The sequence below is a fragment of the Streptomyces cavernicola genome, assembly GCF_029968035.1.
GTDB classification, from domain to species: domain Bacteria; phylum Actinomycetota; class Actinomycetes; order Streptomycetales; family Streptomycetaceae; genus Streptomyces; species Streptomyces cavernicola.
Window position 1 is genome coordinate 138,405 of the sequence record NZ_JASCIQ010000020.1, and the last position, 11,078, is coordinate 149,482.

Here is an 11,078-nt window from a genome sequence, read left to right on the forward strand (position 1 = left end):
CTTCGCTTGCCCGTACGCCCCGGAGCGCGCGCCACAGGCCCCGCGGGTCTCCCCGCGACGCACGGTGACGCGATACCGTGGCGCCCGCCCGTCTCCCGTCAGCACCCCACTACGAGGGCGCTGCACGCTCGCTCTTTCCGTTCCCCACATGATCCTCGTGGCCGCCCTGGAGGTTCCGTGGTACAGGCGTACATCCTGATCCAGACCGAAGTCGGCAAGGCGTCCACGGTCGCCGAACTGATCGGCAAGATCCCCGGAGTGATCCAGGCCGAGGACGTGACCGGTCCCTACGATGTCATCGTGCGCGCCCAGTCGGACACCGTCGACGAACTCGGTCGCATGGTGGTCGCGAAGGTCCAGCAAGTGGACGGCATCACCCGCACCCTGACCTGCCCGGTCGTGCACTTGTAGCCCCCGTCTACGCTTGGCCGGTGAACGTTCTGAGCCGCCAGCTGATCAGTCTGCCCGCCCTCGGTCTGCTCTGGGCGACCGCGGGCTGTTCTTCGACGGACGACCGGGCGACGGTCCCGGTTCCCTCCCCCGACGCGAGTACGGCACGGCTGTGCCAGAACCTGCACGAACAGCTGCCGGACCGGATCGACGGACTCGACCGCGAGGATCCGGAGCCGCGTTCCGAACTGACTGCCGGATGGGGAGGCTCGGCGATCATACTGCGCTGCGGTGTGCCCCGGCCCGCCGCGCTCGCGGACCCCGCGGCGTACGGCGCTGAGGTCGACGGCGTGGGCTGGCTGACCGAGGAGCAGAAGGACGGTTCGTACCGCTTCACGACGACGTTGCGCGAGGCGTACATCGAGGTCACGTTCAACGCGGAGCACGCGCAGCAGGGCGCCGGCTCGCTCACCGACTTCGCGAAGCCGATCAAGAAGACGGTGCCGGAGGGCATCGCGAGCTGAGCCTCGAAAACCCCCAACTACGCGACAGGGCCCGGCCGTTGGAAGACGGCCGGGCCCTGCTGTATGCGTACGGCTGCGGGCTAGCGCAGTCCGATGGGGCGGCGGAGGGCGGCCTGCACGAGGCGGTCCACCAGCTCCGGGTAGCTCACGCCGCTCTCCTGCCACATCCGCGGGTACATCGAGATGGGCGTGAAGCCGGGCATGGTGTTGATCTCGTTGATCACGAACCGGCCGTCCTCCGTGAGGAAGAAGTCCGCGCGCACCAGGCCCTCGCAGGACGCCGCCTCGAAGGCCTCGACGGCGAGGCGCTGCACCTCGGCGGTCTGCTCCTCGGTGAGCGGGGCGGGGACGATACCGGAGGCCGAGTCGATGTACTTGGCCTCGAAGTCGTAGAAGGCGTGGTCGGAGACCGGCGGGATCTCGGCGGGCACGCTGGCGCGCGGGCCGTCCTCGAACTCCAGGACGCCGCACTCGATCTCGCGGCCGCGGAGCAGCGCCTCCACGATGATCTTCGGGTCGTGCCGCTGCGCCTCCTCGATCGCCTCGTCCAGGCCCTCCAGCGAGTCGACCTTGGTGATGCCGAAGGACGAGCCGGCCCGCGCGGGCTTCACGAAGAGCGGCCAGCCGTGGTCACCGGCGAAGCCGACGATCTTCTTGCGGGCGGCCGCCGGGTCGGTCTCCCACTCGCGCGGCTTGATCACCACGTACGGGCCGACGGGCAGCCCGAAGGAGGTGAACACCCGCTTCATGTACTCCTTGTCCTGCCCCACGGCGGAGGCCAGGACGCCCGAGCCGACGTACGGCGTCCCGGACAGCTCCAGGAGGCCCTGCAGGGTGCCGTCCTCGCCGTACGGGCCGTGCAGGACGGGGAAGACGACGTCGACCTCGCCGAGCGCCTTGGGCACCGACCCGGGCTCGGTGACGACCACTTCGCGGTTGGCGGGGTCGAGGGGCAGCACCACGGCGCCGGCCGCGGACTCGGCAAGCCGGTCCACGTCCGGGACCGTGCGGTCGGTGATCGCCATCCGCTCGGGGTCGTCGGCGGTGAGCGCCCAGCGGCCGTCGTGCGTGATGCCGATGGGCAGCACGTCGTACTTGTCGCGGTCGATGGCGCGCAGCACGGCGCCGGCCGTGACGACCGAGATGCCGTGTTCGGAACTGCGCCCGCCGAAGACGACCGCGACGCGCGGCTTGCGGGGTTCCCCTCCTGGCTGGGAGGGGACCGGGCTCTGGGAGGAGGTCTCGCTGCTCATATCGCGTTGAGCGTACCTGCTGGTAAGAGCCGAGTCAGCGCGTGTGCGGCGTCGAGTCGGCGCGCGGACCGCCCCGCACGCGTACGCCGGAGCTCAGTGGCGCTCGGCCTTCGCGCTGCGCCCCATCAGCTCCTTGAGCGCCACGACGGGCGGCTTGCCCTCGTGCACGATGTCGACGACGGTCTCCGTGATGGGCATGTCGACGCCGTGCCTGCGCGCCAGATCCAGCACGGACTCACAGGACTTGACGCCTTCGGCGGTCTGCTTGGTGACCGCGATGGTCTCCTCAAGGGTCATGCCCTTGCCGAGGTTGGTGCCGAAGGTGTGGTTCCGGGAGAGCGGCGAGGAGCAGGTGGCGACGAGGTCGCCGAGGCCCGCGAGGCCGGAGAACGTCAGCGGGTCGGCGCCCATGGCGAGCCCGAGCCGGGTGGTCTCGGCGAGGCCGCGGGTGATGAGCGAGCCCTTGGCGTTGTCGCCGAGGCCCATGCCGTCCGCGATGCCGACGGCGAGACCGATCACGTTCTTGACGGCGCCGCCGAGTTCGCAGCCGACGACGTCGGTGTTGGTGTACGGCCGGAAGTACGGGGTGTGACAGGCCGCCTGGAGCCGCTGCGCGACCGATTCGTCGGTACAGGCGACGACGGCGGCGGCGGGCTGCCGCGCGGCGATCTCCCGCGCGAGGTTGGGCCCGGTGACGACGGCGATGCGCTCCCCTGCCACCTTGGTGACGTCCTCGATCACCTCGCTCATCCGCATCGCGGAGCCTAGTTCGACGCCCTTCATCAGCGATACGAGGACGGTGTCGGGGGCGAGCACCGGCGCCCACTCGGCGAGGTTGCCGCGCAGCGTCTGCGAGGGCACGGCGAGCACGGTGAAGTCGGCGCCGTCCGCGGCCTCCGCGGGATCGGTGGTCGCCCTTACCCGCGTGGGGAGTTCGACGCCCGGCAGGTAGTCCGGGTTGGTGCGCGTGGAGTTGACGGCCTCGGCGAGTTCGGGGCGGCGGCCCCACAGGGTCACGTCGCAGCCCGCGTCGGCGAGCACCATGCCGAAGGCCGTACCCCAGGATCCGGTGCCGAAGACGGCTGCCTTCACAGGCGGTGTCACTTGGTGTCCTCCCCGGCCGTGCCGGTCTCTTCGCCGACCGGTTCGGCCGCCTTGTGCTGCTGGGACTTGCGGCGCTGCGCGATGCGTGCCTGGCGCGGGTCGTAGGGCGTCGCGGGGGCCTTCTCGCCGCGGAGTTCCTCGAGGAGTCGCGTGACGGCGGCCATGATGACTTCCGTTGCCTCCTTGAGGAGTTCGGGCGTCATCTCCTTGTCGTAGAACCGCTCCAGGTCGACCGGTGCGCCGGCGAGCACGTGGTGCGTCTTGCGCGGCAGCAGGTTCGGCTTCTTCGCGTACGGCGGCAGGAGTTCGTTGGCGCCCCACTGCGCGACGGGGATCACCGGGCACTTGGTCTGCAGGGCCACACGCGCGGCTCCGGTCTTGGCGGTCATGGGCCAGAGATCGGGGTCGCGGGTGAGTGTTCCCTCGGGATAGAACGCGACGCATTCACCGCGTTCCACCGCATCGATCGCGGCCCGGAACGCACTGAGCGCGTCGGCGCTCTCGCGATAGACGGGGATCTGTCCGGTGCCGCGCATCACGGCTCCGACAAATCCGCCCTTGAATAGCCCGTGCTTGGCGAGGAAACGCGGCACACGTCCGGTGTTGTACTGAAAGTGCGCGTACGCGAAAGGGTCGACATGGGAATTGTGGTTCACCGCGGTGATAAATCCGCCGTCGGCCGGAATGTGTTCCACACCACGCCAGTCCCGCTTGAGGAGAACCATCAGCGGCGGTTTTGCGATGACCGCCGCCAGGCGGTACCAGAAGCCGATTCTGCGGCGGGGCACTCGGACACCTTCCTCTGCTGACTTGTCACGCGCTGGTGCGCCGCACATTGTCGCCCCAGGTTCTTCGTCTGTCGAGAACACCGTATGCCAAGCCCTTCGGACGGCCTCTCCACAGGGCCGGTCACCAGTTGTCCACAGGGCCGTACGCCGCAGCCGCCGACAGGCCAGAATGAGCGGCGATGCGCACACAAGCCGACCGTGCCGAGCCGTTCGCGTGGAGCCTGGTCATCCCCCTGAAGCCCCTGACGCGGGCGAAGAGCCGCCTCGCGGCCGCCGCGGGCGCCCGGCTGCGCCCCTCGCTCGCCCTGGCCTTCGCGCAGGACACGGTGACCGCGGCGCTCGCCTCCGGGGCGGTGCGCGATGTGGTGGTCGTCACGGACGACGCCCGCGCGGCACCCGAGTTGGCGGCCCTGGGCGCCCGAGTCGTACGCGACGAGCCGGGCGGCGGCCTCAACGCGGCGCTCGCCCACGGCGCCCGTGCGGCCAGAGCGGTGCGCCCCTCGGCCGCGGTGGCGGCGTTGAACGCGGACCTGCCCGCACTTCGCCCGGCGGAATTGACGCGAGTTCTGGATTATGCGCGTGCATTTCCACGCGCATTTCTGCCGGACGCCGCAGAAATAGGTACGACGCTGCTGTGCGCCGCCCCTTCGGTTCCGCTGGCCCCGGAGTTCGGCGGCACCTCGCGGGCCCGGCACGCGGCGTCGGGCGCCGTGGAGATACCCCTGCTCGACGTGGCGAGCGTCCGGCAGGACGTGGACACCCCCGAGGACCTGGCGGCCGCCCTGGCCCTGGGCGTCGGCCCGTACACGGCCGCGGCGGCGGACCTCGGGCTGCGCGCGGGCCTGCTCAGAAGGTCTGCAGCGTCACCAGAGTGATCCGCCGCTCCCCCGCCGTCTCGTCGAGCTCGATGCGCACCCGCTGACCGGGCCGCAGCAGCCGCAGCCCGCCGGCGTCGAAGGCCGCCCCGTCGAAGGGCACCGGGGTGCCGTCGTCGAGCAGCACACTGCCGCTGCGGGTCTCGGGGTCGTACGTGTACGCGGTGGCCTGCATGCCCGCAGCGTATCGGGCGCCGCACACCGCCCGTACGGCCAACTCCCCTGCCGTGAGCGCCCCGGCGGCCCCGCGGGCGCGGAGCCCGGACAGACCGCGGGCCGGGCTCCCCGAGGGGAGCCCGGCCCGGCGCGTGAGTGAGCCCTGCCGACCGTTACTTCTTCCTGGCGGTGGTCTTCTTGGCGGTGGTCTTGCGCGCCGTCGACTTCTTGGCGGGCGCCTTCTTCGCCGTCGCCTTCTTGGCGGGCGCGGTCTTCTTCGCGGTGGCCTTCTTGGCCGTGGTGGCCTTCTTCGCGGCGGTCTTCTTGGCCGGAGCGGCCTTCTTCGCCGTCGCCTTCTTGGCCGTCGTCTTCTTCGCCGCGGTCTTCTTCGCGGTGGTCTTCTTCGCCGCGGCCTTCTTGGCCGTCGTCTTCTTCGCCGCCGCCTTCTTGGCGGTGGTCTTCTTCGCGGCGGCCTTCTTGACCGTCGTACGGGTGGAAGTGCCGCCGGAGAGGCTGCCCTTGGGCGCCTTCTTCACCGCGACATCGTTCTTCGGGAGCTTCTTCGATCCGCTCACCAGGTCCTTGAAACCCTGGCCCGCACGGAAGCGCGGAACCGAGGTCTTCTTCACGCGCACGCGCTCCCCGGTCTGGGGGTTGCGTGCGTAGCGGGCCGGACGGTCGACCTTCTCGAACGAGCCGAAGCCGGTGACCGAGACCCGGTCGCCGCTGACGACCGCGCGGACGATCGCGTCCAGGACCGCGTCGACGGCGTCGGCGGCCTGCTGACGGCCACCGACCTTGTCGGCAATCGCTTCTACGAGCTGCGCCTTGTTCACGTCTTCCCCTTCGGAGACATTGCCAGAACCAATGTGTTCAAGCTTTTTCGCACGTTAGGCAGATGTATACCGCAAATCAAACACGAAACGGGCTAATCACCCTTGTGCCGCAACGAACTGGGATCTTCAGTGAGTTCCTTCAGTTCGGCCCTGATCGGCATCCGCGGAGAATCGCTCCGAGTCCAGTTCGATCATGAACTGGTCCAGGCGCCTGGCCGCGTAGGTGAGATCGTGTTTGGCCGCGGCCGTAATGACCAGCAGCTTCCGGGTCAGCGCCATCCGTACGCCCTCCGGGACTTGCAGCGTGCGCACCTTCGCGTGCGCTTCTTTCAGCCGGTCCGCGACGAGCCCGTAGAGCTCGAGTTGGCTGTCGCGGTCCATGCACTGATTGTGCCATCTAGGGCGAGTTGTCGCCTCGCGAGGTCTCAGCGTGCCGCCCAAATGGGGTTTTCGGGCTTCGAGGATGCCGTAAGTCGTGCTGGCCACGCGCTTGGGACCGCCTCCTGCCCACAACCCCAACTCGCATACGTCATCGGCGTGTTGGGCCTTGTCAGCACGGGTCCCGGGGAAACGAACGAACCGCGGCCTGCAAGCAGACCGCGGTTCGGATGAGGTTGTCGATTCGGTTGCCCGAATGGCCGATTCAGACCTGGACGGTGCGCGGCTTGTGTGCAGGGCGCTTCGTCTCGTAGTCCGCGATGTCGGCTTCGTTCTGCAGCGTGATGCTGATGTCGTCAAGGCCGTTCAGCAGTCGCCAACGGGAGTTCTCGTCCAGCTCGAACGAGGCCGTGACGCCCTCGGCGCGCACCTCGCGGGCCTCCAGGTCGACGGTGATCTCGGCCTGCGGGTCCTGCTCGACGAGCTCCCACAGCTGGTCCACGACCTTCTGGTCGAGGACGACCGTCAGGAGGCCGTTCTTCAGCGAGTTGCCGCGGAAGATGTCGGCGAAGCGGGACGAGATGACGGCCTTGAAGCCGTAGTTCTGCAGCGCCCACACGGCGTGCTCGCGGGACGAGCCGGTGCCGAAGTCCGGGCCCGCCACGAGGACCGTCGCGCCTTGCCGCTCAGGCCTGTTGAGGACGAACGACTCGTCCTTGCGCCAGGCCTCGAACAGCCCGTCCTCGAAGCCGTCGCGGGTGACCTTCTTCAACCAGTGGGCCGGGATGATCTGGTCGGTGTCGACGTTGCTGCGGCGCAGCGGGACGGCCCGGCCGGTGTGCGTGGTGAATGCTTCCATGGCTGTTCAGACTCCAGCGGGCGTGGGGGCGTCGGTCAGGTCGGCGGGCGCGGCCAGGTGGCCGGTGACCGCGGTGGCGGCGGCGACCTGCGGCGAGACCAGGTGCGTACGACCGCCCTTGCCCTGCCGGCCTTCGAAGTTGCGGTTGGAGGTGGACGCGGAGCGCTCACCGGGCGCCAGTTGGTCCGGGTTCATGCCGAGGCACATCGAGCAGCCCGCGTGCCGCCATTCGGCACCGGCGGCCTTGAACACCTGGTCCAGGCCCTCCTCGACGGCCTGCAGACCGACCCGGGCGGAGCCGGGAACGACCAGCATCCGTACGCCGTCGGCGACTTTGCGGCCCTTGACGATCTCGGCGGCGGCGCGCAGGTCCTCGATACGGCCGTTGGTGCAGGAGCCGACGAAGACGGTGTCGACCTTGATGTCGCGCAGCGGCTGTCCGGCCTCAAGACCCATGTACTCCAGGGCCTTCTCGGCGGCGAAGCGCTCCGAAGCGTCTTCGTACGAAGCGGGGTCGGGGACGTTGGCCGACAGGGGCGCGCCCTGACCGGGGTTGGTGCCCCAGGTGACGAACGGCGACAGGGAGGCGGCGTCGATGACGACCTCGGCGTCGAACTCCGCGTCGTCGTCCGTCTTCAGCGTCTTCCAGTACGCGACGGCCTCGTCCCAGTCCGCGCCCTGCGGGGCGTGGGCGCGGCCCTTGATGTACGCGAAGGTCGTCTCGTCGGGGGCGATCATGCCCGCGCGGGCGCCGGCCTCGATCGACATGTTGCAGATGGTCATCCGGGCCTCCATCGAGAGCTTCTCGATGGCGGAGCCGCGGTATTCCAGGATGTAGCCCTGACCGCCGCCGGTGCCGATCTTCGCGATGATGGCGAGGATCAGGTCCTTCGCCGTTACGCCCTCGGGGAGTTCGCCGTCCACGGTGATCGCCATGGTCTTCGGACGCGCGAGGGGCAGCGTCTGCGTGGCGAGGACGTGCTCGACCTGCGAGGTGCCGATGCCGAACGCCAGCGCGCCGAAGGCGCCGTGCGTGGAGGTGTGCGAGTCACCGCAGACCACGGTGGTGCCGGGCTGGGTCAGTCCCAGCTGCGGTCCCACCACGTGGACGACGCCCTGCTCGACGTCGCCCAGCGGGTGCAGCCGGACGCCGAACTCGGCGGCGTTCTTGCGCAGCGTCTCCAGCTGGGCGCGCGAGACCGGGTCCGCGATGGGCTTGTCGATGTCGAGGGTCGGGGTGTTGTGGTCCTCGGTGGCGATGGTCAGGTCGAGCCTGCGCACCTGGCGGCCGCTCTTGCGGAGACCGTCGAAGGCCTGCGGGCTGGTCACCTCGTGCAGCAGGTGCAGATCGATGAAGAGGAGGTCGGGCTCGCCCTCGGCGCGCCGGACGACGTGGTCGTCCCAGACCTTCTCCGCGAGTGTCCTACCCATCGCTTTCCCTCCGGCCGGCAGGTGTGCGCCCGGCCACAACTAGAGATGTGAGCGGCAACGTCCGTACCCCTCGTACCGAACGTGGTCCGCTGGGCCCGTTGGTCTGCGGGCCGCTGTGGTTACAGGGTGACAAGTTCCCCGGCAAATTGAACTTGCGTTTCACAGAGTGAGACGCGAGTATCGACGCATGGACAACTCTAGCGGCGTCGGCGTCCTGGACAAGGCAGCCCTTGTCCTGGGCGCCCTGGAGTCCGGTCCGGCCACCCTCGCGGGTCTGGTCGCGGCCACCGGGCTCGCACGACCTACTGCACATCGTCTCGCTGTGGCCCTCGAGCACCACCGCATGGTGGCGAGGGACATGCAGGGCCGGTTCATCCTCGGCCCGCGGCTCGCCGAACTGGCGGCCGCGGCCGGCGAGGACCGCCTGCTCGCCACGGCGGGCCCGGTTCTGACCCACCTCCGTGACGTGACCGGCGAGAGCGCCCAGCTCTACCGCCGCCAGGGCGACATGCGCATCTGCGTCGCCGCGGCGGAGCGTCTGTCCGGACTGCGGGACACCGTCCCGGTGGGCTCGACGCTCACCATGAAGGCCGGTTCGTCCGCGCAGATCCTGATGGCCTGGGAGGAGCCGGAGCGCCTGCACCGCGGCCTCCAGGGCGCCCGTTTCACGGCCACGGCCCTGTCCGGCGTACGGCGCCGTGGCTGGGCCCAGTCGATCGGCGAGCGCGAGCCCGGTGTGGCTTCGGTGTCGGCGCCGGTGCGCGGCCCGTCGAACCGCGTGGTGGCCGCCGTCTCGGTCTCCGGTCCGATCGAGCGCCTGACACGGCACCCGGGTCGGATGCACGCCCAGGCCGTGATCGACGCGGCGGGCCGTCTCTCCGAGGCACTGCGCCGCACGGGCTGAACTCCCTTTGCACGTAAGCCGGATCCGCCTCAACGCCGCGGCGGGTCCGGCTGTCCGGGCAGGGAGCTGTCCAGCGCGCGCCTCTTCAACGGCCTGTTGCGCTTCGGGAGTTGGCGTCGTCGTACGCGAACGGCCCCGGGTTGCACGGCAGTTGACCGCATCACTGTTCTTTTACGGTCACGCGAAGAGGCCCTCCGCACGGATGCGGAGGGCCTCTTCGATGCGTACCCCCGACCGGATTCGAACCGGCGCTACCGCCTTGAGAGGGCGGCGTGCTAGGCCGCTACACAACGGGGGCATGATCGCGTGTTTCCACGTGATCAGCTGGCCTACCAGGACTCGAACCTAAACTAACTGAACCAGAATCAGTCGTGCTGCCAATTACACCATAGGCCACTGGTTGTCTAGACCAGTTGGTACCCCCGACCGGATTCGAACCGGCGCTACCGCCTTGAGAGGGCGGCGTGCTAGGCCGCTACACAACGGGGGCCCTAGCGATCCTGCATCAGAAACAGTGGGTGCGACCCGATCTGTCCCCGCGGGAAGGATCTGTACCCCCGACCGGATTCGAACCGGCGCTACCGCCTTGAGAGGGCGGCGTGCTAGGCCGCTACACAACGGGGGCTTTGCAGATGAGCTCTGCGAGCTGGCCTACCAGGACTCGAACCTAGACTAACTGAACCAGAATCAGTCGTGCTGCCAATTACACCATAGGCCACCAAAACGCAACCCCCGATGGGGATTTTGTTCGGCTTGCGCTTTCCGTTCGGACTGTTGGTCCGGCGGGCGGCGCAGAAAGAACATTACCCGAAGGTGGACGGCGCTCCAAAACGGGTATCCCCGGCCAGCAGCTCGGGCAGCTCCGCGAGACCGGTGATCCGCCGTACTCCGGGCGGGACTTCGGCGCTCGGGGGCTCGGTTCCGCTGCGGTCGAGCCAGATGCCGAGCAGGCCGGCGTCGTGGGCGCCGCGGGCGTCGATCTCCGGCTGGTCGCCCACGTACGCGACTTCGGCGGGGGTGAGTGCGAGCGTCCTGCAGGCGGCGTGGAAGGCCTCGGGTGCGGGCTTGGCGACGCCGAGTTGGGCCGCGCAGAGCAGTGCCTCGAAGCGGTCGCGCACGCCGAGGAGGCGCAGCTTCCGTTCCTGCGCCTCGGCGTGGGAGTTGGAGAGGACCGCGTGCCGGTAGCCGTCGGCGAGGGCGTCGAGGGCGGGCAGGGCGTCGGGGAAGAGGGCCCAGGCGGCTTCGTAGTGACCGATGTAACGGTGGAACCAGGCGTCGGAATCGGGGTCCGTGAGGCCCGGCTCGTCCAGGAAGTCGCGTACGCGGTCGCGGCGCTGGGTGAGGAAGTCCACTTCGCCGGCGCTGAAGCGGGCCCAGTGGCGCTGTGTGGTGGCCTGCCAGCGGGCGAGCGCGGCGGTTGCTGTTCCGTAGCGCGGGAGGATGCCTTCCGCTTCGAGGTGGGCGCGCATGCCGAGGGTGTCCGCGCTCGCGTAGTCGAAGAGGGTGTCGTCGATGTCCCAGAGGACGGCTCGGATGGGCATGCGGTCGACGGTACGGCGAAGGGCCCGGTAGCCGTGTGG

The 11,078-nt window shown here is 69.4% G+C and carries 13 protein-coding genes and 5 tRNA genes; 4 read left to right on the top strand and 14 right to left on the bottom strand.

Annotated features, from left to right (window positions below):
* Positions 1 to 177: 177 nt before the first annotated feature.
* Entirely contained in the window at positions 178 to 411 is a 234-nt protein-coding gene (locus tag QIS96_RS20140) for an Lrp/AsnC family transcriptional regulator (RefSeq protein WP_282544043.1), read from the top strand.
* A gap of 20 nt (positions 412 to 431) precedes the next feature.
* The gene (locus tag QIS96_RS20145) at positions 432 to 914 is read left to right on the top strand and encodes a DUF3515 domain-containing protein (RefSeq protein ID WP_282544044.1); all 483 of its coding nucleotides are present in this window, start codon (positions 432 to 434) and stop codon (positions 912 to 914) included.
* 80 nt (positions 915 to 994) lie between these two features.
* On the opposite strand, the gene QIS96_RS20150 is transcribed toward QIS96_RS20145, so the two are convergent.
* The 3 genes from QIS96_RS20150 to QIS96_RS20160 all read right to left on the bottom strand — a co-directional run bounded on the left by QIS96_RS20150 (position 995) and on the right by QIS96_RS20160 (position 4,059).
* Positions 995 to 2,167, bottom strand: a complete 1,173-nt coding sequence (locus QIS96_RS20150) for a D-alanine--D-alanine ligase family protein (RefSeq protein ID WP_282544045.1) — start codon at positions 2,165 to 2,167, stop codon at positions 995 to 997.
* 93 nt (positions 2,168 to 2,260) lie between these two features.
* On the bottom strand, positions 2,261 to 3,271 hold the full coding sequence (locus QIS96_RS20155) for an NAD(P)H-dependent glycerol-3-phosphate dehydrogenase (protein ID WP_282544046.1): 1,011 nt from the start codon (positions 3,269 to 3,271) through the stop codon (positions 2,261 to 2,263).
* Positions 3,268 to 4,059 carry a lysophospholipid acyltransferase family protein gene (locus QIS96_RS20160; RefSeq protein WP_282544047.1) on the bottom strand — a complete coding sequence of 264 codons (792 nt, stop codon included), beginning with the start codon at positions 4,057 to 4,059 and terminating at the stop codon, positions 3,268 to 3,270. The genes QIS96_RS20155 and QIS96_RS20160 overlap by 4 nt, the downstream gene beginning before the upstream one ends.
* A 179-nt stretch (positions 4,060 to 4,238) precedes the next feature.
* Here QIS96_RS20160 and cofC point away from each other — a divergent pair, with 179 nt between their 5' ends.
* Complete coding sequence (gene cofC, locus QIS96_RS20165) at positions 4,239 to 4,934, top strand: 2-phospho-L-lactate guanylyltransferase (protein WP_282544048.1); 696 nt, start codon at positions 4,239 to 4,241, stop codon at positions 4,932 to 4,934.
* On the opposite strand, the gene QIS96_RS20170 is transcribed toward cofC, so the two are convergent.
* From QIS96_RS20170 to leuC, 5 genes are all read right to left on the bottom strand, one after another.
* A complete protein-coding gene (locus QIS96_RS20170; protein WP_282544049.1) occupies positions 4,906 to 5,109 on the bottom strand; it encodes a hypothetical protein in 204 nt (67 codons plus the stop codon). The two genes, cofC and QIS96_RS20170, sit on opposite strands and share 29 nt — an antisense overlap.
* Before the next feature lie 154 nt (positions 5,110 to 5,263).
* A complete protein-coding gene (locus tag QIS96_RS20175) occupies positions 5,264 to 5,926 on the bottom strand; it encodes an HU family DNA-binding protein (protein ID WP_282544050.1) in 663 nt (220 codons plus the stop codon).
* A 126-nt stretch (positions 5,927 to 6,052) separates the two neighbouring features.
* A complete protein-coding gene (locus tag QIS96_RS20180; RefSeq protein ID WP_282544051.1) occupies positions 6,053 to 6,307 on the bottom strand; it encodes an SCO5555 family protein in 255 nt (84 codons plus the stop codon).
* 262 nt (positions 6,308 to 6,569) lie between these two features.
* Positions 6,570 to 7,163: a 3-isopropylmalate dehydratase small subunit gene (leuD, locus tag QIS96_RS20185; protein ID WP_282544052.1), complete on the bottom strand. Its 594-nt coding sequence runs from the start codon at positions 7,161 to 7,163 to the stop codon at positions 6,570 to 6,572.
* Positions 7,164 to 7,169: 6 nt separating this feature from the next.
* A complete protein-coding gene (gene leuC / locus QIS96_RS20190) occupies positions 7,170 to 8,594 on the bottom strand; it encodes a 3-isopropylmalate dehydratase large subunit (protein WP_282544053.1) in 1,425 nt (474 codons plus the stop codon).
* A gap of 187 nt (positions 8,595 to 8,781) precedes the next feature.
* Here leuC and ndgR point away from each other — a divergent pair, with 187 nt between their 5' ends.
* Entirely contained in the window at positions 8,782 to 9,498 is a 717-nt protein-coding gene (ndgR, locus tag QIS96_RS20195) for an IclR family transcriptional regulator NdgR (RefSeq protein WP_055552755.1), read from the top strand.
* A gap of 225 nt (positions 9,499 to 9,723) precedes the next feature.
* Here the strand turns inward: ndgR and QIS96_RS20200 are convergent.
* The 6 genes from QIS96_RS20200 to QIS96_RS20225 all read right to left on the bottom strand — a co-directional run bounded on the left by QIS96_RS20200 (position 9,724) and on the right by QIS96_RS20225 (position 11,039).
* Positions 9,724 to 9,796: transfer RNA gene (locus tag QIS96_RS20200), tRNA-Glu, on the bottom strand.
* A gap of 26 nt (positions 9,797 to 9,822) precedes the next feature.
* Positions 9,823 to 9,894: transfer RNA gene (locus QIS96_RS20205), tRNA-Gln, on the bottom strand.
* A gap of 18 nt (positions 9,895 to 9,912) precedes the next feature.
* Positions 9,913 to 9,988 (bottom strand) — tRNA-Glu (locus tag QIS96_RS20210).
* A 62-nt stretch (positions 9,989 to 10,050) separates the two neighbouring features.
* A tRNA-Glu gene (locus QIS96_RS20215) sits at positions 10,051 to 10,123 on the bottom strand.
* A 21-nt stretch (positions 10,124 to 10,144) separates the two neighbouring features.
* Positions 10,145 to 10,216 (bottom strand) — tRNA-Gln (locus QIS96_RS20220).
* Positions 10,217 to 10,301: 85 nt separating this feature from the next.
* A complete protein-coding gene (locus QIS96_RS20225) occupies positions 10,302 to 11,039 on the bottom strand; it encodes an HAD family hydrolase (RefSeq protein ID WP_282544067.1) in 738 nt (245 codons plus the stop codon).
* Positions 11,040 to 11,078 lie beyond the last annotated feature (39 nt).

Coding starts and splice junctions, on each gene's coding strand:
- QIS96_RS20225 (WP_282544067.1), bottom strand. CDS start 11,039: ATGCCCATCCGAGCCGTCCTCTGGGACATCGACGACACCCTCTTCGAC.
- leuC (WP_282544053.1), bottom strand. CDS start 8,594: ATGGGTAGGACACTCGCGGAGAAGGTCTGGGACGACCACGTCGTCCGG.
- QIS96_RS20170 (WP_282544049.1), bottom strand. CDS start 5,109: ATGCAGGCCACCGCGTACACGTACGACCCCGAGACCCGCAGCGGCAGT.
- cofC (WP_282544048.1), top strand. CDS start 4,239: ATGCGCACACAAGCCGACCGTGCCGAGCCGTTCGCGTGGAGCCTGGTC.
- leuD (WP_282544052.1), bottom strand. CDS start 7,163: ATGGAAGCATTCACCACGCACACCGGCCGGGCCGTCCCGCTGCGCCGC.
- ndgR (WP_055552755.1), top strand. CDS start 8,782: ATGGACAACTCTAGCGGCGTCGGCGTCCTGGACAAGGCAGCCCTTGTC.
- QIS96_RS20150 (WP_282544045.1), bottom strand. CDS start 2,167: ATGAGCAGCGAGACCTCCTCCCAGAGCCCGGTCCCCTCCCAGCCAGGA.
- QIS96_RS20180 (WP_282544051.1), bottom strand. CDS start 6,307: ATGGACCGCGACAGCCAACTCGAGCTCTACGGGCTCGTCGCGGACCGG.